Annotated in this window: 27 protein-coding genes; 16 read left to right on the top strand and 11 right to left on the bottom strand. The window is 60.2% G+C overall.

Annotated elements, in window-relative coordinates:
* Positions 1 to 9: 9 nt before the first annotated feature.
* Entirely contained in the window at positions 10 to 1,233 is a 1,224-nt protein-coding gene (arsJ, locus tag NY023_RS11870) for an organoarsenical effux MFS transporter ArsJ (RefSeq protein ID WP_013972223.1), read from the top strand.
* A gap of 123 nt (positions 1,234 to 1,356) precedes the next feature.
* Here the strand turns inward: arsJ and NY023_RS11865 are convergent, their stop codons facing one another.
* Positions 1,357 to 2,358 (bottom strand): zinc-dependent alcohol dehydrogenase family protein, encoded by a 1,002-nt coding sequence (locus tag NY023_RS11865; protein WP_024086847.1) that lies wholly within the window; start codon positions 2,356 to 2,358, stop codon positions 1,357 to 1,359.
* Positions 2,359 to 2,464: 106 nt separating this feature from the next.
* Between NY023_RS11865 and NY023_RS11860 the strand changes: the two genes are divergently transcribed.
* Positions 2,465 to 3,364, top strand: coding sequence for a LysR family transcriptional regulator (locus NY023_RS11860; RefSeq protein ID WP_024086846.1), 900 nt, complete (start codon positions 2,465 to 2,467; stop codon positions 3,362 to 3,364).
* A 99-nt stretch (positions 3,365 to 3,463) separates the two neighbouring features.
* Here NY023_RS11860 and NY023_RS11855 read toward each other — a convergent pair whose 3' ends face one another.
* The gene (locus NY023_RS11855; protein ID WP_013972220.1) at positions 3,464 to 4,315 is read right to left on the bottom strand and encodes a LysR family transcriptional regulator; all 852 of its coding nucleotides are present in this window, start codon (positions 4,313 to 4,315) and stop codon (positions 3,464 to 3,466) included.
* Between the two features lie 110 nt (positions 4,316 to 4,425).
* Between NY023_RS11855 and NY023_RS11850 the strand changes: the two genes are divergently transcribed.
* Complete coding sequence (locus NY023_RS11850) at positions 4,426 to 4,806, top strand: cupin domain-containing protein (RefSeq protein ID WP_013972219.1); 381 nt, start codon at positions 4,426 to 4,428, stop codon at positions 4,804 to 4,806.
* A 92-nt stretch (positions 4,807 to 4,898) separates the two neighbouring features.
* Here the strand turns inward: NY023_RS11850 and NY023_RS11845 are convergent, their stop codons facing one another.
* Together NY023_RS11845 and NY023_RS11840 are read right to left on the bottom strand one after the other, a co-directional pair.
* Positions 4,899 to 6,110, bottom strand: coding sequence for a M24 family metallopeptidase (locus NY023_RS11845; RefSeq protein ID WP_013972218.1), 1,212 nt, complete (start codon positions 6,108 to 6,110; stop codon positions 4,899 to 4,901).
* A 199-nt stretch (positions 6,111 to 6,309) separates the two neighbouring features.
* A complete protein-coding gene (locus tag NY023_RS11840; RefSeq protein ID WP_169775148.1) occupies positions 6,310 to 6,855 on the bottom strand; it encodes a hypothetical protein in 546 nt (181 codons plus the stop codon).
* 349 nt (positions 6,856 to 7,204) lie between these two features.
* Between NY023_RS11840 and NY023_RS11835 the strand changes: the two genes are divergently transcribed.
* The 3 genes from NY023_RS11835 (at position 7,205) to NY023_RS11825 (ending at position 10,687) form a co-directional block, all read left to right on the top strand.
* Positions 7,205 to 7,978 carry a creatininase gene (locus NY023_RS11835; RefSeq protein ID WP_013972216.1) on the top strand — a complete coding sequence of 258 codons (774 nt, stop codon included), beginning with the start codon at positions 7,205 to 7,207 and terminating at the stop codon, positions 7,976 to 7,978.
* A gap of 83 nt (positions 7,979 to 8,061) precedes the next feature.
* Positions 8,062 to 9,447 (top strand): GABA permease, encoded by a 1,386-nt coding sequence (gene gabP / locus NY023_RS11830; RefSeq protein WP_013972215.1) that lies wholly within the window; start codon positions 8,062 to 8,064, stop codon positions 9,445 to 9,447.
* A 223-nt stretch (positions 9,448 to 9,670) separates the two neighbouring features.
* Positions 9,671 to 10,687, top strand: coding sequence for a GlxA family transcriptional regulator (locus NY023_RS11825; protein ID WP_023660545.1), 1,017 nt, complete (start codon positions 9,671 to 9,673; stop codon positions 10,685 to 10,687).
* A 120-nt stretch (positions 10,688 to 10,807) separates the two neighbouring features.
* Here NY023_RS11825 and grxC read toward each other — a convergent pair whose 3' ends face one another.
* The gene (gene grxC / locus NY023_RS11820) at positions 10,808 to 11,062 is read right to left on the bottom strand and encodes a glutaredoxin 3 (RefSeq protein WP_024086844.1); all 255 of its coding nucleotides are present in this window, start codon (positions 11,060 to 11,062) and stop codon (positions 10,808 to 10,810) included.
* A 13-nt stretch (positions 11,063 to 11,075) separates the two neighbouring features.
* The gene (locus NY023_RS11815) at positions 11,076 to 11,594 is read right to left on the bottom strand and encodes a carboxymuconolactone decarboxylase family protein (RefSeq protein ID WP_013972212.1); all 519 of its coding nucleotides are present in this window, start codon (positions 11,592 to 11,594) and stop codon (positions 11,076 to 11,078) included.
* Between the two features lie 130 nt (positions 11,595 to 11,724).
* Between NY023_RS11815 and NY023_RS11810 the strand changes: the two genes are divergently transcribed.
* Positions 11,725 to 12,555 (top strand): AraC family transcriptional regulator, encoded by an 831-nt coding sequence (locus NY023_RS11810; RefSeq protein WP_013972211.1) that lies wholly within the window; start codon positions 11,725 to 11,727, stop codon positions 12,553 to 12,555.
* Positions 12,556 to 12,603: 48 nt separating this feature from the next.
* Here the strand turns inward: NY023_RS11810 and NY023_RS11805 are convergent, their stop codons facing one another.
* On the bottom strand, positions 12,604 to 13,089 hold the full coding sequence (locus NY023_RS11805; RefSeq protein WP_013972210.1) for a glycine zipper domain-containing protein: 486 nt from the start codon (positions 13,087 to 13,089) through the stop codon (positions 12,604 to 12,606).
* Between the two features lie 200 nt (positions 13,090 to 13,289).
* The gene (locus tag NY023_RS11800) at positions 13,290 to 13,985 is read right to left on the bottom strand and encodes a DUF2238 domain-containing protein (RefSeq protein WP_013972209.1); all 696 of its coding nucleotides are present in this window, start codon (positions 13,983 to 13,985) and stop codon (positions 13,290 to 13,292) included.
* Positions 13,986 to 14,203: 218 nt separating this feature from the next.
* Here NY023_RS11800 and NY023_RS11795 point away from each other — a divergent pair, with 218 nt between their 5' ends.
* A complete protein-coding gene (locus tag NY023_RS11795; protein WP_013972208.1) occupies positions 14,204 to 15,403 on the top strand; it encodes a zinc-dependent alcohol dehydrogenase in 1,200 nt (399 codons plus the stop codon).
* A 297-nt stretch (positions 15,404 to 15,700) separates the two neighbouring features.
* Here the strand turns inward: NY023_RS11795 and NY023_RS11790 are convergent, their stop codons facing one another.
* Positions 15,701 to 15,934, bottom strand: coding sequence for a PLDc N-terminal domain-containing protein (locus NY023_RS11790; RefSeq protein ID WP_004376302.1), 234 nt, complete (start codon positions 15,932 to 15,934; stop codon positions 15,701 to 15,703).
* A gap of 186 nt (positions 15,935 to 16,120) precedes the next feature.
* Here NY023_RS11790 and NY023_RS11785 point away from each other — a divergent pair, with 186 nt between their 5' ends.
* The 8 genes from NY023_RS11785 (at position 16,121) to NY023_RS11750 (ending at position 20,304) form a co-directional block, all read left to right on the top strand.
* A complete protein-coding gene (locus NY023_RS11785; RefSeq protein WP_013972207.1) occupies positions 16,121 to 16,624 on the top strand; it encodes a CinA family protein in 504 nt (167 codons plus the stop codon).
* A gap of 22 nt (positions 16,625 to 16,646) precedes the next feature.
* The gene (locus NY023_RS11780) at positions 16,647 to 17,153 is read left to right on the top strand and encodes a hypothetical protein (protein ID WP_013972206.1); all 507 of its coding nucleotides are present in this window, start codon (positions 16,647 to 16,649) and stop codon (positions 17,151 to 17,153) included.
* Between the two features lie 9 nt (positions 17,154 to 17,162).
* Positions 17,163 to 17,606: a DUF421 domain-containing protein gene (locus tag NY023_RS11775; RefSeq protein ID WP_004376294.1), complete on the top strand. Its 444-nt coding sequence runs from the start codon at positions 17,163 to 17,165 to the stop codon at positions 17,604 to 17,606.
* Between the two features lie 148 nt (positions 17,607 to 17,754).
* Positions 17,755 to 18,219 (top strand): hemerythrin domain-containing protein, encoded by a 465-nt coding sequence (locus NY023_RS11770; RefSeq protein WP_004376291.1) that lies wholly within the window; start codon positions 17,755 to 17,757, stop codon positions 18,217 to 18,219.
* A complete protein-coding gene (locus NY023_RS11765) occupies positions 18,219 to 18,464 on the top strand; it encodes a hypothetical protein (RefSeq protein WP_013972204.1) in 246 nt (81 codons plus the stop codon). The genes NY023_RS11770 and NY023_RS11765 overlap by 1 nt, the downstream gene beginning before the upstream one ends.
* 45 nt (positions 18,465 to 18,509) lie before the next feature.
* Positions 18,510 to 18,653 carry a hypothetical protein gene (locus tag NY023_RS11760; protein ID WP_024086842.1) on the top strand — a complete coding sequence of 48 codons (144 nt, stop codon included), beginning with the start codon at positions 18,510 to 18,512 and terminating at the stop codon, positions 18,651 to 18,653.
* Positions 18,654 to 18,739: 86 nt separating this feature from the next.
* Positions 18,740 to 19,849 (top strand): mechanosensitive ion channel family protein, encoded by a 1,110-nt coding sequence (locus NY023_RS11755; protein WP_013972203.1) that lies wholly within the window; start codon positions 18,740 to 18,742, stop codon positions 19,847 to 19,849.
* Between the two features lie 26 nt (positions 19,850 to 19,875).
* Positions 19,876 to 20,304, top strand: coding sequence for a hypothetical protein (locus NY023_RS11750; protein WP_013972202.1), 429 nt, complete (start codon positions 19,876 to 19,878; stop codon positions 20,302 to 20,304).
* An 18-nt stretch (positions 20,305 to 20,322) separates the two neighbouring features.
* Here NY023_RS11750 and xth read toward each other — a convergent pair whose 3' ends face one another.
* On the bottom strand, positions 20,323 to 21,117 hold the full coding sequence (xth, locus tag NY023_RS11745; protein WP_013972201.1) for an exodeoxyribonuclease III: 795 nt from the start codon (positions 21,115 to 21,117) through the stop codon (positions 20,323 to 20,325).
* On the bottom strand, positions 21,114 to 21,356 hold the full coding sequence (locus tag NY023_RS11740; RefSeq protein WP_003257678.1) for a hypothetical protein: 243 nt from the start codon (positions 21,354 to 21,356) through the stop codon (positions 21,114 to 21,116). Before NY023_RS11740 ends, xth begins: the two co-directional genes overlap by 4 nt.
* Positions 21,357 to 21,565: the final 209 nt, after the last annotated feature.

Here is a 21,565-nt window from a genome sequence, read left to right as displayed (position 1 = left end):
CCGGCAATCATGAAGGCGTTGTCAGCCCTGCCTGCACACGTGCGTCAGTACCTGCTGGTTACCGGCAACTACTGGGCCTTCACCCTCACCGACGGTGCGTTGCGCATGTTGGTGGTACTGCATTTCCATACGCTGGGCTACACGCCGCTGCAGATCGCGGCGCTGTTCCTGTTCTATGAAGTGTTCGGCGTGATCACCAACCTGGTGGGCGGCTACCTCGGAGCCCGCCTGGGGCTCAACCGCACCATGAACATCGGCCTGGGCATGCAGGTGCTGGCCTTGCTGATGCTCACGGTACCAGCAGCCTGGCTGACAGTGCCCTGGGTGATGGCGGCACAGGCGCTGTCCGGCATCGCAAAGGACCTGAACAAGATGAGTGCCAAGAGCTCCATCAAGCTCCTGGTGCCGGATAGCCAGCAAGGCACCCTCTACAAGTGGGTAGCCATCCTCACGGGCTCGAAAAATGCACTCAAGGGAGTGGGCTTCTTCCTCGGCGGAGCACTGCTCGCACTGCTCGGGTTTACCTTGGCGGTGCTGGCCATGGCGACGGTACTGGCATTGATCTGGGTCGGCAGCCTGATCCTGCTGAAGAAGGACCTCGGCAAGGCCAAGGCCAAGCCGAAGTTCCGCGACATGCTGTCCAAGAGCCGGGCCATCAACATTCTTTCGGCCGCACGGCTGTTTCTCTTTGGCGCCCGTGACGTCTGGTTCGTCGTGGCATTGCCGGTGTACCTGACCACGGCTTTTGGCTGGGACTTCTGGCTGGTCGGCGGCTTCCTGGCTGCATGGATAATCGGCTACGGCATCGTCCAGTCGCTTGCCCCCCACATCACTGGCAAGAAACGCGGCCAGGTGCCCGACGGTCGCGCGGCTTTCATCTGGGCGATCGCCCTTGCCGGGCTGCCGGCGCTCATCGCCGTGGGCCTGTCGGCGGGCTGGTCGGCCCAGGTGATGGTGCTTGGCGGGCTGATGCTGTTCGGCGTGCTGTTCGCCGTTAATTCGTCACTGCATAGCTACCTGATCGTCAGCTATGCCAAGGAAGACGGGGTATCGCTGGATGTGGGCTTCTACTACATGTCCAACGCGCTAGGGCGGCTGGTCGGTACGCTGCTTTCCGGCTGGGTATTCCAGGCTTACGGGTTGGAGGCCTGCCTGTGGATCTCCACAGTATTTGTTCTGCTGGCAGCACTGATATCGAGTGCATTGCCAAGGCATGCCAGCGATTGCAATTGACCCACTCAGTGTGTGCCATAGAATCGCGTCCCCCGAAACCTGCTCTCCAGCACGACAAAGTCAGGGGGCCGCTCGGTAAAGCGGCCCCATCGGCGGATGCCTTGGCGTTCAACGTTCTCGGTTCTATTCGCTCAACAACTGGATGATTGTCTTGCCCTTGGCGCGGCCTTCTGCGACCTGGCGGAAGGCGTCGTTTACCTCGTCCAGTGCGAACCGTTGCCGATCCACCCGGATCGTCAGTTGCCCCGCATCTGCCAGCTCGGCCGCCTCGCGCAGGATTGCGCCATGGTGTTCGCGGCCCTGGCCCGTGAGCAACGGGGCCAGGGTGAACACCCCCGAATAAGTGGCGCTTCTGAACGAGAGCGGCGCAAGACTGTGCTCGCCCCAACCAAGGCAGCTCACCACGTGACCGGTATAGGGCTTCACCGCCTTGAATGACGCATCCAGCGTGCTACCGCCCACAGTGTCATAAACAATGTCGAAACCTGCCCCTGCGGTATGTTGCTCGACGTAGGACTCTACGCTCTGCGCCTGGTAGTCGATCGCCGTAGCACCCAGTGAACGTATGAAATCGAGGCTGCTGGCCGAACCGGTGGCACAGACTTTGGCCCCGCGAGCTTTCGCCAGCTGGATGGCCATCTGGCCTACCCCACCTGCACCACCGTGAACAAGCACGGTGTGGCCAGCCCGGACATTGGCTCGATCAACCAGACCTTCCCAGGCGGTGATGAACACCAAAGGCAAGGCTGCTGCCTCATGCATGCCCAGAGTGTGCGGTTTTGCTGCGATAAGCCGGGCATCCACGGCAATGTATTCGGCCATGGTGCCCTGGGCCCCGCCGATTCCGCCGGCCATGCCGAAAACCTCCTGGCCGAGCGTGAAGCCCTCTACCGCCTCGCCCAGTTCGACGACCGTACCGGCCAGATCCAGACCAAGCACCGCTGGCAGCGCCTGACGGGCGTGCGCCCCTGCACCAGAGGCAATCTTGGTATCGAGCGGGTTTACTCCAGCGGCGTGAACGCTGACAAGGACCTGGCCTCTAGCGGGAACCGGGCGAGGAATGCGGCGAACGACCAGTGGGGCTTGGGCGGACTCGGCGATGGCGGCAAGCATGGTCTGACTCATGACGGATACCTCTGTTCAGTGGATGCATACAGGTTGCGCCCCCTCACCCATTCCGATAAGAAGCTGAATTTGCATATTACTCATTCCCAGTAGAGGCCAGGTGGCAATGGATCTGTTCGACAGCATGCGCATCTTCGTACGCGTCGTGGAGCGTGGGTCTTTCTCGGCAGTGGCCCGGGAGCTGAACATGGGGCAGCCGGCAATCAGCAAGCAGGTCCGTGCGCTGGAGCAATACCTGGGCGGGCCAGTATTCGCCCGCAGCACCCGCCACCTGGCGCTGACCGACCAAGGGCAACGTTTCTACCGCCACTGCCAGGAAATTCTCGGTCAACTCGAAAGTGCCACACGCAGCTTTGCCAGTGGCCAGGAGCAGATAGCGGGGCCCCTGCGCGTCGCCGCACCGGTCAGCTACGGACGCTTGTGCATAGCGCCTCTGATCGGGACTTTTCTGCAGCGCTATCCCGATGTGCGGCTTGACCTCCGGCTGAACGATCACAACGAAGACCTGCTCATGGAGGACATAGATGTGGCGATCCGGATAGGCGTAGTGAAAAACGAGGGCCTGGTGGCGGTACCGCTCGGCAACACCCTGCGGCAGGTATACGCCTCGCCTGCCTATCTGGAACGCCACGGCCTGCCACTGGAGCCTGGCGAACTGGCAAACCACAACTGCATCGGCTTCACGTTGCTGGAGCAATACGATCGCTGGCGCTTCACACGGGGGTCGGACGCGTTCGATATCGCCATCACAGGCAACGTCACCAGCAACAGCAGCGAGGCCATTCGGGAAATGGTGCTGTGCGGTTTGGGCATCTCCCTCTCCCCACAATGGCTTTTCAAAGCAGACGTTGAACGCGGCAGCGTGCTAAGCGTGCTTGACGATTACAAAGCCACGGCACTGCCCGTCAGCGCGGTGTTCAGCCGCGAGCGGCGACATTCGGCACGGGCGATGGCCTTCATCGACTTTCTGCGCGAGCACCTGCACGGTCTTGCGCAAGAGCCGTAGGCCTGCGTCAGTCGGGTGCACAGGCGTGGAGCAACGTCAACAAACAATCTGGCACTGCTCATTTGGACCGGCTTCGCAGTGATGAGAAACGCAGCCGTCTCAGCGCTTGAAATGTTCCCGGATAATGTCCGCGAGGCCAGAAACGGAACGACTGGCATCCTCGACCGTCTGCAACCGCACGGCGAACGCGGGCAGTGTCGGTAACCCACATTCAGGTGCAGCCAGGCTGATATCTTCAGGAACGAGACTTTGCAGCCATGGCGTAACCGCCAGCCCGTTGCGAACCATGGTCAACGTGGTATCGACCGACGCATTTTCAAATACCACCTTTGCCACGATACCTGCTTCGCCAAGACACCGGAAAACGGTGTCGCGAAAGGCGCAATTCGCCGTCAGGAAGCACAGAGCCAATGGGCGCCGTGCCGATGCAGTCTCGTTGCCCAGCCACACCAGCTGATCAACAGCCAGGCGTTCGCCCAACTCGACATCAACCGGGCCTTGGCTGAGCACCAGATCGAGTTCGCCCGTGGCGAACACCTGGTCGAGGTCCACGGACGAAGCACTGAAGATCTTTACCTCGGCCTTGGGGAAGGCATCACCGAACGCCTTCAGCACGGGAGCAAGCGGCGCGCCGGCCATATCGAACGGGAGCCCGAGACGCACCGGGGCGTCTGATTCCCTGGCCCCGACACTGGCGCAAAATGCATCATGCATCCGCAGCAGGCGACGAGCGTCGGGCAACAACGACCTCCCCTGCCAGGTCAGGCTACTGCCTTGAGTGTCACGCATCAGCAATGGGCAGCCGAGGAATGCCTCCAGCCGCTTGATTCGCTGGCTGACAGCCCCTTGTGTCAGGTGCAGCCCTACCGATGCAACACTCATGCTTCCGGTATCCGCCACTTCGACAAAGGCCCTGAGCAGCGCCAGATCAAGGGTGTGGTTCTTGTTCATGCCAGGCCATTAGCAGTGTTAATACCGGTATTGTAATTCGTCGCTACGCAAAAGCCACGCGCCGCTCTAGATTGCAAGCCTCAGACTGAGTTGCAGAAGGAAGTACGCGCATGATCAACACGGTGGACAGCATCAACCTGCAACATGAACTGGATACGCTGACCGGATACTGGAAGCCCAAGGTCATCGGCCGCGTCAACAACCAATTCATCAAGATTGCGAAATTGAAAGGCGCGTTCGTCTGGCATGCCCATGAACATGAAGACGAAATGTTTACGGTGGTCTCTGGCACGCTTCGCATCGAGCTCGAAAGCCGCACCATTGTCCTGAACGCAGGAGAATTCTGCGTGATTCCAAAGCAAATGCGACACCGGCCGATTGCCGAGGAAGAATGTGCGGTCATGCTGATCGAAACGGATACCACCCTCCACACCGGCGCAGAGACTTCATCACTCACGGTTTCGATAGAGGAGCAGTTATATCCGGCGTAATTCAGTCAACCGCGGTTCACGCCTTCAGGCGCACCGCGCAAATCGCCGGTGCAGGGAGAAAGCCGCACAGGGTGACTGTGCGGCGGGTTCAATCACTTTTTGATGATGTTGTGTTCCGGACCGTACGGGAACTTGGTGATGTTTTCACTGCCGTGCTCATTGACGATCAGGATGTCGTGTTCACGGTAACCGCCAGCTCCCGGCAGGCCTTCGGGCAGCATGATCATCGGCTCGATCGACACCACCATACCCGGCTCGAGTACGGTGTCGATGTCCTCACGCAACTCCAGGCCTGCCTCGCGACCATAGTAATGGCTAAGCGTACCGAACGAGTGGCCGTAACCGAACGTACGGTATTGCAGCAGATCGTGCTCCAGGAAGATCTCGTTCAGCTGCAGCGCGATGTCGCTGCAACGCATGCCGGGCTTGACCAGTTCAAGGCCAGCCTCATGCACCTTGACGTTGACCTCCCACAGGCGCAGGTGCTCATCGGAACAGTGGTCCAGGAAAAGCGTACGCTCCAGTGCGGTGTAATAACCCGCGATCATTGGGAAGCAGTTGAGGCTGAGGATGTCGCCCTTGTTGACCTTGCGCGAGGTCACCGGGTTGTGGGCGCCGTCGGTATTGATGCCCGACTGGAACCAGGTCCAGGTATCCATCAGCTCGGAGTCCGGGTAGGTGCGGGCGATCTCACGCACCATCGCCTGGGTAGCGTGCAATGCCACTTCGTACTCAGGTACCTGGTCACGCAGGGCCTCCACCACTGCAGCGCCACCGATGTCGGCTACCCGGGCGCCCTGGCGGATGATCGCGTGTTCTTCAGCCGACTTGATCATGCGCATGCGCATGCACGGCGCGGCGATGTCCACCAGCTCGGCCTGCGGGTAACGGCTGGCCAGTTTGTCCCGGTTCATCAGGTTCAGGTGGTCGAACTCGATGCCGATGCGCCCGGCCTTGGGCAGTGCCTGCTGAATCGCGACAAAATAGTTATCACGCTGCCAGTCGGTGTAGATGATGTTGTCGGTACCGACCGTACGGCGCCATGGCTGGCCACCATCGATGTTGGCACTGATCGACACGACGGCTTCCTGAGTGACAACCAGTGCATAGGGGCGGCCAAACGAGCAGTACAGGAAGTCGCTGTAGTAGTTGATATTGTGGTAGGAGGTAAAGACCGCAGCATCGATATTGTTTTGTGCCAGGTAAGTGCGCAACTTGGACTGACGGTTGGCATATTCCTGTTGCGAGAACGTCGGTTTGACTTTTTCGCCGTTCTTGATCTGAATGGTTTTTGGCATTTGCATGTTTTTTATTCCTTGTAGTTAACAGCGGAGAAACTTGTTTATCGGTGCCACTGGTGACCATTCGACCAGATAAGCCGAATGCTTTTTTGCGCGAATCCGACCCGTAAATGACCAGATCCGTCGCCGTGCAAACGAGGCCAAACACCGCAAAGGCGACGCAGAATCCGAGGCACCAGCGCAATCAACCGATAGTGAGGATTCAGTGGGGTCGGTGCGCGAACAAGCGCTCGAGAAGCTGCCGCGAAACGCCGATCAGCGTTGCCAGTTCGCTGACTCCAAGCAGGTGGGATGTAGACGGCGGGAACAAAGCCAGGGTCTTCTTGACCTGTTCCGAAACACTGGCCGGTGCATGCACACATTTGATCTGGCCGACAGGCAGGTCTGCGTGATCGTCAACGGTGGGCAACCACCACGTCATCTGTTTTGCCGCACAGCGCACCTTCGGCCCCGATACACGGTGGCGCAGATGCGGGGTGCCTGTGCGTGAACGCATTTCATCACCCGGGCAGACAATGAGTATATCCAGCGGTTTTGCCTGGCTCAGTTCCACGGTGGCCGTGGAAATGCCGTTGCTGGCCTTCAACGGCCGGCCGCCAAGGCTGATGATCTGCCACTGGCACACTTCGCACCGGGCAATTTCATTGGCGATGCGCAACGGCTCCAATGCGGCGGCCAACGCATAGAAATCAAACCCTTCACTCAACAGGAAACCAATGCGCACTGTGCTTGCCAATGGCTGGCCCACTTCGGTCAATTGCTGCATGTACTACCTCCAACTTTACCCACGCAGCGTCTACTGCGAACAGTAATATTGTCCCGGTAGTTGCCTGGCCAGATATGTCAGATTTCGACCCCTAATTGCCAGGCAGAATGGGCAAGCAAATCAGTTCGTCCGACATGAACGTTTTCGCCGCCCCTGAACTCGTGAATCAACTCATGCCGTGACCTACGGGATAGAGCCACGGCAGCTTTTGTCAATTCCAGGTCGGAAACTGACAATTCCAGCCGATGGCGATCTGATCAAATTGGGACATCTGCTACTGCTGCAAACCGGACGAGCTTTTGCAATTACAAGAACATAGAGAGACCACCCGATGAACGATAGCGTTGTAATTGGCGAACTCACCTGGCCCGAGTACGCCCGGCGTGTTGCATCCGGCAGCCCGATATTCTTGCCTGTAGGCGCCCTGGAGCAACACGGCCACCACATGTGCATGGAAGTGGATGTACTGCTACCGACCGCGCTGTGCAAGGCCGTAGCGCGCAATGTCGACGGCCTGGTGCTCCCCGCATTGGCCTACGGCTACAAGTCGCAGCAAAAATCGGGCGGCGGAAACCACTTTCCCGGCACCACCAGCCTGGATGGCGCAACACTGACACATACCATCCAGGACATCATCAGGGAGCTGGCCCGGCACGGCGCGCGTCAGCTGGTGATGATGAACGGGCACTACGAGAACTCCATGTTCATCGTGGAAGGCATCGACCTGGCGCTGCGCGAACTCCGTTATGCCGGCATCACCGATTTCAAGGTCGTGGTCCTGTCCTACTGGGACTTCGTCAACGCGCCTGAGGTCATCCAGGAACTCTACCCTGACGGATTCCTCGGCTGGGACATTGAACACGGTGGCGTCTTCGAGACTTCGTTGATGCTGGCCCTGCACCCCGAGAAAGTCGACCTGACCCGTGCCGTCGATCATCCGCCAGCCACCTTCCCCCCCTACGATGTGTTCCCGATCATTGCCGAGCGCACGCCGGCGTGTGGAACCTTGTCATCGCCAAAAGGCGCCAGCCGCGAGAAAGGCGAACTGATTCTGCGTGTCTGCACCGAAGGCATCAGCAACGCTGTCCGCGAGGCATTCAGTTAAGCGCCGCAACACCGCATTGATCTACCAGAGCACGATTCGCATTAGCTGTTAACCCGCCATCTATAACAACAAGGGTAATGATAATGTCCAGCCATTCAACTCTGGCCCCCGGCCTCAAGCAGCGCCACGTCACCATGCTCTCGATAGCCGGCGCTATCGGTGCCGGCCTTTTCATCGGATCGGGGCATGCAATTGCAGCGGCCGGCCCAGCGGCCATCCTGGCCTACATCATGTCCGGCACACTGGTTGTGCTGGTCATGCGCATGCTCGGTGAAATGGCAGTTGCTTCCCCTGATACCGGTTCGTTTTCCACCTATGCCGAACGCGCAATGGGTCGTTCGGCCGGTTTTACCATTGGATGGTTGTACTGGTGGTTCTGGGTGCTGGTCATTCCCATCGAGGCAATTGCCGCAGCGGCAATCCTGCATGCCTGGTTCCCCGCGATCGAAACCTGGGAATTCGCACTGGCCGTTACTGCCCTGCTCACCTTGACCAACTTGTTCAGCGTTGCGCGCTACGGGGAGTTCGAGTTCTGGTTCGCCATGCTCAAGGTCATCGCCGTACTGGCCTTCATCGCCCTGGGTGCGCTGGCCCTGACCGGCGTGGTGCCAAACCTCAGCGTCAGTGGCGTGGCCAAGCTGAGCAACGACTTCGGCGGTTTCATGCCCAACGGCATGGCAGCGGTGATTGGCGCCATGCTGACCACGGTGTTCAGTTTCATGGGCACCGAAATCGTCACCATCGCCGCCGCAGAATCCAAGGACCCCTCCAGACAGATCACCCGCGCTACCAACTCGGTCGTGTGGCGCATGGGCATCTTCTACATCGTCTCGGTGTTCCTGATCGTCTCGATCGTGCCCTGGAACGACCCCATGCTGGTGCAGGTCGGCTCCTATCAGAGGGCCCTTGAGCTGATGAACATCCCTCACGCCAAGATGATCGTGGATGTCGTCGTGCTGATTGCCGTGGCCAGCTGCCTCAACTCGGCAATCTACACCGCATCGCGCATGGTCTACTCGCTGAGCAGACGTGGCGACGGCCCTGCCGTTCTCCAGCGCACCTCATCGGCCGGTGTGCCATTCGTCGCGGTCATGGCCAGCACCGCTGTAGGCTTCCTCACCACCGCGTTGAACTACTTTGCGCCGGACGAGGTGTTCTCCTTCCTGCTGGCGAGTTCCGGTGCCGTGGCACTGCTGGTCTACCTGGCCATCGCGGTATCGCAACTGATCCTGCGCAAGCAGATGGCTCGTCGAGGTGAGGTCATGGCCTTCAAGATGTGGTTGTTCCCCTGGCTGAGCTACTTGGTCGTCGCCTCCATCATCGGGATTCTGGCAATGATGCTGATCATGCCCGGCCACCGCATGGAAGTAATGACAACCGGCGCGCTGGCAATTGCCATCGTGTGCATGAGTTCGATCTTCTCGCCCAGGAAGCGCCCACTACCCCGTGTCGCAACCAAATCGGCCTGAGGCTGGCTCAGCCGCTTCGCCCTGCGAAGGCTATGCGTTCGCAGGGTGTCGCCTTTTTGCGTCAAACCGAAAACAGAGGGCGAATATCGGCCAGTGCGCACCCTGTAGCCTGATTGCTGCGTGTAGTATGCCGCCGCAGGCTTGGAGCCCTTTTACACAAAAAATTGCCTGTATCGGGAGACAGGCGCTGAACACGTCATCTTGCATTGTAGGAGTCGTATTGATGGCTACGCCGAGATCCTCCCCGCTGGCCACGGGTTACCCTGTCGATGCCCCCACACCCAAGATCGTCGGGTTTCTGGTGATCCCCAATTTCACCACCATCGGGTTCGCTTCTGCGGTGGAGACCTTGCGCATGGCTAACCTTGCTGCGCGCAGGGCCATGTTCCAGACACTCATCATCGCCGCCGACATGGAGCCGGTGAGCGCCAGCAACGGCATGCGCATCCTGCCTGAATACACCATCAAGGATGCGCCCAAGCTGGACATGCTGTTTGTGGTAGGGCCAAACCCCATCGTCTCCGACCACAATACCCGCGCCATCGTGAACTGGCTGCGCAAGCTGGCCCATGACCAAGTGGCATTGGGTGGCATTTGCACGGGTAGCCATTTGTTGGCGCGTGCCAATCTGCTCACGGGTTACCGTTGCACCATCCACTGGGAAGATATCGAAGCGCTGAAAGAGCGCTTTCCCGGGATCATCATTTCCAGCCAGTTGTTTGAACTTGACCGTGACCGGTACACCAGCTCGGGTGGGGTGGCATCAATGGACATGTGCCTGCAACTGATCGCACGCGAACCCGGCGGGCGAGAGATTGCCGAACATGCGGCCGAATTGCTGTTGTGCGACCGCGTTCGCAGTTCGCAGGAACGCCAGCGCGTGCCCCTGCGACAGCGGCTAGGGACGTCCCAACCCAAGCTCAGCCAGGTAGTCAGCATCATGGAGGCCAATCTCGAAGACCCTGTGACCCTGGAGGAACTGGCGCAGTTGAACGACATCTCAGTTCGGCAGTTGGAGCGCCTGTTCCACAAGCATCTGCAAAGTACCCCTAGCCAGTACTACCTTGAATTACGCCTGTCGCGCGCCCGACAACTGTTACTGCACAGCGAATCGCAAGTACGGGATATCGCCCTTGCCTGTGGTTTCGTTTCGCCGGCGCATTTCTCCAAATGCTACAGCCGTTTCTTCGGCGTCTCTCCCATGGGTGAACGCAAGCAGGTTGCCGCGGCTCAGTGCTGATCATCGACGAATGCAACAAAGCGTCGGTGAAACAGGGATCGCAAGTGACCGCTTTGAACCGTTAGCTGCCCTTGCCAAGGGCGGCTAACGGCCAAAGGCAAATATCGCTGAATCAGCCCTTCAGGCACTGAGCAATACTTCGAGCTCGCCCTTTTGATCGAGGCGTTTCAGATCATCAAAACCTCCCACATGGACACTCCCCACAAAGACCTGCGGCACGGTCCTGCGCCTGGATCGCAGCAGCATCTCGGCCAGATGGTTCGGCGAAGCCTCGATATCGATTTCCACGGCACTGACCCCCTTGTGCGCCAGCAGTCGCTTGGCGCTCACGCAGTAAGGGCAGTGTTGGGTGGTATAGATTGTCACTTGGCTCATGTCGGTTGCCCTCCTAGTGTGCCAACGGCGGGAAGTCGATATCGGTGGTGGCGATGTTGTTCAGGTAGTTGGTCAGGGTCAACAGCGTGACCTGTGCCACCACCTCCACGATCTTGCCATCGCTGAGACCAGCCTCGCGTGCTGCGGCGACCTGATCGTCATTCAATTGGCCGCGGCTTTCGGTGATCTGATGCGCCAGCGCGGCGACCGCGCTGAGCGTGCCACTACGCGCCTGGCTAATGGCCTCATCGCTCAAGCCGGCTTTGGCACCAAAAAAGCTGTGTGCGGCCAGGCAATAGTCGCAACCATTGATTTCCGAGGTGGCAAGCGCAACCACTTCACGCTCCGCGGCGCTCAGTGAGCTCTTGCCCAGAGCCTGGGCGAGGCCCAGGTACCCATTGAGAGCGGCTGGGGAGTGAGCCAGGGTCTTGAAGGCGTTGGGTATGAAACCAAGGCCTTTCTGAATGCCTTCAAGGGCAGTGCGCGAGCCAGCAGGGGCCTGGTCCAGCGAGAGAGCAGCGATACGAGTCATGGTAGTTTCTCCAGTAGGGTGATTAACCAGCTTGTCGATCAAGCCTGGAGTCAATACTAGGGAAGACGACTATCCTTTCGGCTTCAGATCGTCGAATCTATGCAACCGATCGTCCAAACCTGAGCGCCCCATGGACCGACTATCGACACTGCTCAAGCACTTCAACCTGCATGCGTCTACCTTCCACCACGGTGGTTTTTGTGGAACGACCCGCTTTCATGGGCAGCAAAGTTCCGGCCACGCGCACCTGCTTCGTTCGGGTCGCCTGACCTTCAGTGACAAACGTGGTCAGCTCATGGAGCTGGCGGAGCCAAGCCTGATACTTGCGGTACGTCCGCAGGAGCATCAGTTGCTGGCGATCGAAGCAGACGAAGCGGAGTTGGTGTGCGCCACCTTGCAGTTCGATGGTGGCGCCAACAATCCGCTGACCCAGGCCTTGCCGGACTTCATCATCAAGCCGTTGCGCGAATTGCAGGGCCTCGATGGCACCCTCGAATGGCTGTTCGAAGAAGCCTTCGGCGACGAGTGTGGACGGGATGTCATTCTCAATCGGCTGTTCGAGTTGATGGTGATTCAGCTACTTCGCCATCTGATCGCCAGCCGCAGCATTGCTTCGGGGATGATGGCCGGGCTGGCCAATGCACAGCTGTCCCGTGCGCTCGTGGGTATCCATAACGAGCCACAGCACAATTGGACCGTGGCAGAGTTGGCTGACCGCTCAGGCATGTCGCGCGCGAGCTTTGCTGCGCACTTTCGCGAGACCGTGGGCATCACCCCTGCCGATTACCTGGCGAACTGGCGAATCAGCCTTGCCCAGAAACGGCTGCGCGAAGGCCGCCCCATCGCCCTGATTGCCGATGAGGTCGGCTACGAAAGCCCGTCTGCGTTGGCCCGCACCTTTCGCCGCAAGGTGGGTGCAAGCCCGAGGGAGTGGCTACAGCAGAGCACGCATGATGCCTAGCCGAGTGACAGCTGCAGCCAACCCGGCGATGGGCCAGTAACGCGGGGATCAGTCGTCGTAGCGGTGATTGTTGCGCCAGCCATAATGATGGCCACGGTCGTGGCGGTGACGGCGCCAGCCCCGGTCGTCGTCATCGTCGTCATAATCCCGGTAGCGATGCCCGCTCTCGTCATCGTATTCCCGGCCCATGTGGTTGCCCAAGGCACCACCCACACCGCCACCGGCTGCTGCGCCAATCATGCTGCCAGTGGTGCCGCCCATCTTGCGACCCACCACGTTGCCGCCAGCTGCACCCAGTGCGCCGCCAATGGCCGCCTCGCCACGGCTGTGCTTGTCGGCACCCACCGCACCACCGGCCGCGCCACCCAGGCCGGCGCCGATTGCCGAGCCGGTGCTGCCGCCGATCGACTGGCCGACTACCGAGCCCAATACTCCACCCAATGCGCCACCTATACCTGCTCCGGTATTGCCGCCTGCCGACGCAACGCCGCTCAGCAGGCCAAGTGACAACAAGAGAATCGAGGAGTACTTCATTTGTGAAAGCCTCAGAGGGATACGGAGGCGATCCTGAGGCTCTGGACAGGGCCTTACAATGGAAATCCGACGAGTGACACGACTTGGAAAAATTCTCCAAGTTATTGTTTTCCCGATGGAAACTTAAGGGATTTTCAACGGTCACAGGCTGATTGCGAAAAGCCTTTCCAGTGGTAAAAAAGCGTTTTTATTTCTACCCGTCACCCGTGCTCCCCCTCCAAACTCACTACCCTTCTGCCCCAGACCCTGCTTGCCCCAAACCGCTGGATCAACAAGGTGACAAGTGCACCAAGCAAAGCCAGGGCCATGTCCTTTTGTGCATCCCAAGGGTCTTGCTGGGTCGCGAGAAAGGCTTGTGCCTGGTCATCACCCAGGTATTGGCCACCTATCCACTCCAGCAGCTCGTACAGCGCCGATGTGGCAAGGACGAAGGAAACGGTACACAACGCCAACCAACCACCTCGCAACCGGGCCTGGCGCTGGAGCAGCTCCCTGATCGGCAGGACGAACAAAAGGCCGTAACTCAGATGCACCAGACGATCGAACTGGTTGCGCTGCCAGCCCATCCAGGCATTCAGAGAGTGGTCGGTAAGCGCACGCAGCCAAGCGTCATAGGGGACTTTGGCATAGGTAAAATGCGCTCCTAGCTCGTGAATCGCCAGCATCACCACGATTGCCAGGTAAGCATGCCGAGAAAAGCGCCAATAACGGCTGGTCGCAGCCAAGGTGAGCAGAAGCGCCAGCGGCAAAACGTTTTCGAGCCACCAATCCGCACGATCAAGCGGCGCAACCCCCGAGGCAAGCATCAGCAACATGGCAGATGTCAGCAAGCCCGCGGCTTGGCGTGGCGTAGCCGAAGGGGCAAAGCTTGTTTGCAATGCTGGATTCCTGTTCATGGTTTTACGCTCGGCTTGAGCACGGTTGAGCCTCGCAGGGCAGCTAAAGTTTCCTCCGGGCGCCGGCTTCACCTGTTGCCATGTCACCTCAACGACAGTTCTTCATGATGTTGGTGGGGCCAGTAGCACTGAAAATTACCGATGGATGATTCCACCTGAACTTTACCTCCCTCCTTGGCTTCCCCTGCATAGACCACCCGGCCCCAGGAGATGAACCAATGAGAGCACTGACATACCACGGAACCCAGGACGTCAGGGTCGACAATGTCCCCGACCCACTTATCCAGGACGAGGACGATATAATCCTCCGGGTCACCGCTACCGCCATCTGCGGCTCCGACCTGCACCTCTACCATGGCAAGATTCCACAGACCGAGCCGGGAGATATCTTCGGCCACGAGTTCATGGGTATCGTCGAGGATACCGGCCGCGGGGTAACCAACCTGCAGGTCGGTGACCGCGTGGTGATTCCCTTCGTGATCGCCTGCGGCAGCTGTTTCTTCTGCCAACTCGACCAGTTCGCCGCTTGCGAAACGACCAACACCGGCCGGGGTGCAATCATCAACAAGAAAGGCATCCCGCCAGGGGCCGCGCTATTCGGATATAGCCATCTGTATGGCGGCGTGCCCGGTGGCCAGGCGGATTTCGTGCGGGTGCCCAAGGCCAACGTCGGCCCATTCAAGGTGCCTACCGCCCTGCCGGACGACAAGGTGCTGTTCCTCTCGGATATCCTGCCCACAGCCTGGCAGGCCGTCACCAATGCGCAGGTCGGCTCAGGCTCGACAGTTGCGATTTATGGCGCCGGGCCGGTCGGCCTGCTGAGCGCAGCCTGCGCGCGCATGCTGGGCGCCCAGACGATCTTCATGGTCGACGACAATGACTACCGCCTGGCGTTCGCCCGCGATGCCTACGGCGTGGTGCCGATCAACTTCGAGCAGGATGACGACCCGGCCGACACCATCATCCGCCTGACCCCCGGCATGCGCGGCGTGGACGCCGTCATCGATGCGGTCGGTTTCGAGGCCAAGGGCAGTACCACCGAAACGGTACTGACCACTCTGAAGATCGAGAGCAGCAGCGGCAAGGCGCTGCGCCAGAGTATCGCCGCGGTGCGCCGGGGCGGCGTGGTCAGCGTGCCTGGGGTCTATGCGGGTTTTATCCACGCCTTCATGTTTGGTGATGCCTTCGACAAGGGCCTGACGTTCAAGATGGGCCAGACCCACGTGCAGAAGTTCCTTCCTGAACTGCTCGAACATATCGAGGCCGGGCGTCTGGAGCCGGAACTCATCGTCACCCACCGTCTGGCCCTGGAAGAAGCGGCTTTGGGTTACAAGTTGTTCGACCAGAAACAGGACGACTGTCGCAAGGTCATCCTCGTGCCGGGCGCTGCTGCCGGTACATTGGGACCTGACCATTAGCAGGGACCCTGTGGGAGCGGCTTTAGCCGCGAACACCGGCGCAGCCGGTGCCATGCACCGCGTTGGATTCTTCGCGGCTAAAGCCGCTCCCACAGGCTATGCGGACCGCTTGCGAATTCAGTTCTTCACACCGACCTGCTCAACGCTTGCGTTGCGTTTCATCACGAGCTGTTTTCTGCGCAGTGGAATCATGGGACGTGCCAGTTGACCCATCAGGACGCTGCGCATCATTGTCCCGTTCCTCTTCACCTCGGGTTCCGCTACGAGGTGTCTCCGATCCTTTCTTCATCTACCCTCCTACCCCTTGCTATGTTCAGGCGACGACGGCCCGGTACCGCGTTTGATTCCACGCGGCCCAAGCACGCCCCAGATGGCCAGGCCGACGATGGGCAACGCCAACAGCAACAGTGCCCACATCGCCTTCGTCACGTCGCTCTTGTCACTGCGGAAAACACTGACGATGGCCCACAGATCGAGCAACACGATGATCGCTGCAACAGCGATCCAGAAATATGTCACAGGCTCGGTCATGATCGCTTCTCCTCTGTTAGTCCGGCCGCAGCGCGAGGCCCGCACCGCCGCCCTCCTACCTAGAGGAAGCCGGCAAACGGAGCAAAGTTCAGGAAGCTTTCTCCACCATTGATGGGTGGCACACAAGCAATGAACCAATCCCGCAGGAAACACGTCCACCAAAAAACAACGCACGAGTGACCGGCCATGACGACCGACCCCGTACTCGAGGCCCTTGATTACCTCAAGGCCCACAAGCTGGTACTGACCACCGCAGAATCCTGCACGGCCGGTGCCATGGTTGCGCTGTTGGCAGCAGTGCCGGGGACAGGAGAGGTTCTGGAAAGCGGCTACGTGGTGTACTCGCCAAGCGCCAAGAAACGCCTGCTCGGCGTCAGCCCACAGACTATCGAACGCTACGGCCTGACCAGCGAGGCGGTAGCCTGGGAGATGGCCCTCGGCGCATTGAAAGACAGCGACGCCACCGTCGCCATCGCCAGCACGGGTGTCGCCGGGCCACAGCCGCAGGATGGCATCGCCCCGGGCACTGTGTGCTTTGCCTGGGCCTTTGCCGGCGAGCCTTTGGCGGTATTCACACGCAGCCAGCGCTTTTTTGGCGAGCGCGCGGATGTAATCCGCCAAGGCGCGCTCTACGGCTTGTCGCACCTGGCCCATTACCACCAACGCTGGCTGCGCGGTGAGCGCGCCTGAGGGCTACGTGAGGGCTAGGTGCATGGACGAAGACGAGCTGGCTTCAAGGCACCATCCCGTCGAGGAAGACATGCGGATGCAGCAGCGGGTCTGGCGTTTCGAACGTGTGGGATGGTACGCGCTGGTGCTGGTCATGCTGCTGGGCCTGGCCGGGCTGTTCGGCAACGGTCCGCTCAGTGACGCCCAGGTCATGAGCGACGACGGCCGGGTGCATGTGGAGTATCAGCGCCTCAGCCGCAGCGGCACCACCGACAACCTGCGCATCACGGTTCGCGGCAATGCCGGGGAGCCTGTGATGTTGCTGCTCGGGGGGACCTTGCTACGCGAAGCCAGCATCGAAACGCTGCAGCCAGAGCCGCAAGTATCGCTTTCCCATGGCAGGTCGCTCCTGCTCCAGCTTGGCACCAGCAAAGAGGGTATCGCCACCCTCTACCTGACCCTGCGCAGCGAACATGTCGGCACTCTCGAAGGTATTGTCAGCGCCGGCCCAGGCAGCGCAGTGCGTTTCTCCACCTTTCTCTACCCGTAGGAGCGCGACATGGACTCCATTCTTCGTGCGACCGGCATGTACATCGCGCTGATGCTGCTGTTTCGCGTGGCTGGCAGGCGCTCGCTGGCAGACCTCACCACCTTCGACTTCGTCCTGCTGCTGATCATCGGCGAAGCAACCCAGCAGGCATTGCTCGGCGAGGACTTCTCGTTCACCAACGCCATGCTGGTGATCGCCACGCTGATCGTCCTGGATGTCGGCCTGTCGCTGGCCAAGCTCAACTCCAAGCGCCTGGCCCGGCTGGTCGACGGCCACGCGACACTCGTCGTGGATCACGGGCGCTTTCTCCACCACCGAATGCGGCGGGCGCGGCTGACCGAAGACGACATTCTCGAGTCCGCCCGGGACAGCCAGGGAATCGAAAGCGTCGGGCAGATCAAGTTCGCCATCGTCGAGCGCAACGGCAAGATCTCGATCATTCCGCAGGAGTGACCCTGCCTGGCCGGCGCAACCCGCGCGGATTCCGGTGAGAGCCGCCTTTCGCGACAGCAGTACGCTGATCATCCGCTTTGAACCTTGGCGCGCGGCCCCTACTCCATCGAAGGCAATCGTGATTTTTTCAGCCCCGAAGAGGTGTCGCATGAACGCTATCGATTTGTTGATCCAGGACCATGAGCTGGTGAAGAAGCTGCTGGAGGAACTCTCCTCCACCACTGAGCGCGCGGTGAAAAAGCGCGCCGAGTTGCTCGAACGCATCAAGCAGGAGGTGAGCATTCATACCGCCCTGGAAGAAGAAATCCTGTATCCGGCCATCAAGCAGGCCGGCGGCAAGGAAGAAGCGAAGATGTACTACGAAGCCAAGGAGGAACACCGCACCGTGGACTCCCTGGTGCTGCCGGACCTGCTGCAAACCGAGACCGGCACCGTCGAGTTCGCCGGGCGGGTCAAAGTGATGAAGGAACTGCTGGAACACCATATCGAGGAAGAAGAAAGCGAGCTGTTTCCGACCGCCCGCAAGTTGCTGGGCAAGCAGCAACTGGATGAGCTCGGCCAGGCCATGGAAGCGCAGAAAAAACTGCTCAAGGGCGAACAGCGTGCTGCGTGATGGAAGCCTGGATCGACTTTCTTGAATGGCCTGCCATGGCCCTGACGGTACTTGCCGCCTGGTGCATCGGCTCACGGCGCCCAGGCCGGCGCAAGCTGGGTTTCTGCTGCTTCATTGCCAGCAACGTGCTGTGGGCCGCCTGGGGGTGGCAGGCGCAAGCCTGGGCGCTGATCATCCTGCAGGGTTGCCTGTGCGCCATGAACCTGCGGGGCTGGAAGAAAAACACTGCCGCGGAGTCGGGCTGAACGCCCGGACACATGCCTGAAAGCCCAACGGCGAGGAGCCAGACCATGATCGACCCCAACCAACCCGACCCGTACGTGGACGAAGTACCCCACAACCCGGGCGAACCTGTGCCTGAACAGGAACAGGAGAAGGAAGCACCCGACTGGCCCGAAGGCCAGGTGCCGCCAGAGGAGCAGTCCGACGGCTGAGGCTCACCTGGCGAGCGGCATTGCCTGCTTCGCCGGCAATGCCGCTCCACCAGTCACCCAATCCTATGGAAGGAGGCAAGTGTCTCATGAGTGATCGCATCATCGCCTTGTTCACCGATACCACACTGTTCGGAGTTTCCGTTCTCAATTTGTTGCTGGCACTGACGGTAGCGCTGTTGACATTCCTCGTGGCGCGGGCGGCCATCAGTTTCATGCTGCATCGGGTCAGGCGCTGGTCCGAGCATGACGGCGCGCTAAGCCAGGTGCTGGCCAAGGTGCTCGCCGGGACCAGCAATTTTCTGCTGTTCCTTGCCTCGCTGCTGGTGGGCCTGAGCATGCTCGACCTGCCCGAGCGCTGGCTGACCCGGGTCGGTAGCCTGTGGTTCGTGGTCGCGGCATTGCAGATCGGGCTGTGGGCCAACCGCGCCATCGGCCTGGGCCTGAGTCGCTACTTCGCCCGGCATCGCACCGACGGCTTGAACCAGGGCAGCGCGCTGGCCACGCTGTCGGCATGGGGTGCGCGGGTACTGTTGTGGTCAGTGGTGCTGCTGGCGATGCTGTCCAACCTGGGCGTGAACATCACCGCCTTCGTCGCCAGCCTTGGGGTAGGCGGTATCGCTGTTGCACTGGCCGTGCAGAACATCCTCGGCGACCTGTTCGCCTCGTTGTCCATCGCCGTCGACAAGCCGTTCGAGGTGGGCGACTTCATCGTCATCGGCCCGCTGGCCGGCACGGTGGAGCACGTAGGGCTGAAGACCACACGCATCCGCAGCCTGGGCGGCGAGCAGATCGTCATGGCCAATGCCAGCATGATCAGCAGCACCATCCAGAACTACAAGCGCCTGCAGGAACGACGGATCGTGTTCGAGTTCGGCCTGTCGTACGACACGCCAACCGAGGCCGTGAAAAAGGCACCCGCCATCGTCGAGGAAGCGATCAAGGCACAACAGCAGGTGCGCTTCGACCGTGCCCACCTACGCGGCTTCGGCAAGGAGGCGCTGGAATTCGAGTGCGTGTATATCGTCAAGGACCCGGGCTACAACCTGTACATGGACATCCAGCAAGCCATCAATTTCCACCTGCTCGAGCGCTTCTCGAAGGTAGGTGCAAAATTCGCCGTACCGGTACGCGCGATCAAGGTCACGGCCTTGCCAGAGGAATCGAAGCGCGGGCCTCAAAGTATTCACGTGGGGTAACCCGTCCCCGTGCATGTCTGCGCTCCATGCATTCCGTCGATTTCACGGCACGCCCGTGGGTGATGCAGGCCGAACAGAAGGTGACCAACCCGCAACGGAGTATCGCCATGAAGATCATGAAGCCTCATTCGTTACTGCTCGCGCTGTGCCTGGGGCTCAGCGCACCTGTGGTGCTGGCAGCCACCGACCTGAACGATCAGCGTGCTCCTGGCACGCAGCCGCATGACAGCGGGCACATGAACAACCAAGGCGGAGCGACCGGCTCCGGCACGCCTGCGGATGCCATGGGGACAGGTTCCGGCGGAACCGATGGCAATGACACTGACAATACCGGTGGCGATGGCACCACCGACCGATCCGGTAGTGACCGCAGTGGATCGGAACGCGGCACCGGGACGGGTAGCGGGACCGGAGGCTCTGGTGGTTCGGGCTCCAGCGGTGGTTCCGGTAGTTGAAGGTTCGCTCGAACTGCCCTATGGCCGGCGACGCGTGCCCAGCTCGATCCAGACGGGCGCATGGTCGCTGGCCTTGGGTTCGTTACGCACCCAGGCATCGACACCAGCCCGCTTCAGGTAAGGCGCGAGCTCGGGGTTGAGCAGCAGGTGGTCGATACGCAACCCGGCGTTGCGTGCCCAGTGGTTGCGGAAATAATCCCAGAAGGTGTAAATGCGCTCGTCCGGATACAGATGGCGAATGGCGTCGAGCCAGCCTTGCTGGAGCAGTTTCTGGTAGCACGCGCGTGATTCGGGCTGCAGCAGCGCGTCCTTCATCCAGGAGCGCGTGTTGTAGATATCCATGTCGGTAGGCACCACATTGAAATCACCCGCCAGCACCGCGGGATGGCCACTGTCATGCAGCCCTTTCACATGGGCGATCAGGCTTTCGAACCAGCGGAGCTTGTAATCGAATTTCGGCCCCGGTTGCGGGTTGCCGTTCGGCAGATACAGGCAAGCCACCAGCACTCCCTGTACCGCTGCCTCGAGGTAGCGGCTCTGGTTGTCGTCCTCCATGCCAGGCAGGCCACGACGTACTTCCAGCGGTTCGCTGCCCCGTGCCAGAATGGCCACGCCATTCCACGAAGGCTGCCCTTGGTAGAGGCAACCATAACCCGCCGTTTCTAGCGCCTGGCGAGGAAACTGCTGATCCGCCGCCTTGAGTTCCTGCAGGCAGGCGATGTCGGGCTTTTCCCGCTCCAGCCAAGCCAGCAGTGCCGGCAGCCGGCTACGAATGCCGTTGATGTTGAACGTGGCAATCTTCAGCGCTTTCATGCGTCGGGGTCGCTGACATGGGCCTGCACGGCATCTTCCAGGGCGCGCACATGGGCGTCATCGGCCAATGCTTTGAGTGCCAGCCAGTCGTCCCAGTCGATGGCACCATCGTCACGCAGCGCCTCGGCCGTGCGTAGCAGTTCATGGTGGTAGGCATCCGGCGACTCACGGCGGTAACTGATGTCGTCGTATTGGGCGTACCAGGCTTCGAGCTCAGGGATGCTGCGTTCAATGCTCATAAGGGAGCCCTCACGGTGTCCTTTGCATTAAGAACCTCAACCATGCAGCGACGTTCAAATCCAACGCTGATCGCTACGTTCAATGATCAAGCGGATCGATATCCTGGATCACTGAGCATCGTTTTTCATTGAATCACCGCGCCGTCACCATTAGCTCCACAAGCAACATCTGGAGCGGGTACATGGCCTCCCCCATTTTCAACTCAATG

Origin of the sequence: Pseudomonas sp. NBB (genome assembly GCF_032701105.1) — a bacterium.
Classification (GTDB): Bacteria; Pseudomonadota; Gammaproteobacteria; order Pseudomonadales; family Pseudomonadaceae; genus Aquipseudomonas; species Aquipseudomonas asiatica.
Note: the sequence above shows the minus strand (reverse complement) of the source record. Positions and strands in the feature narration are given on the sequence as shown.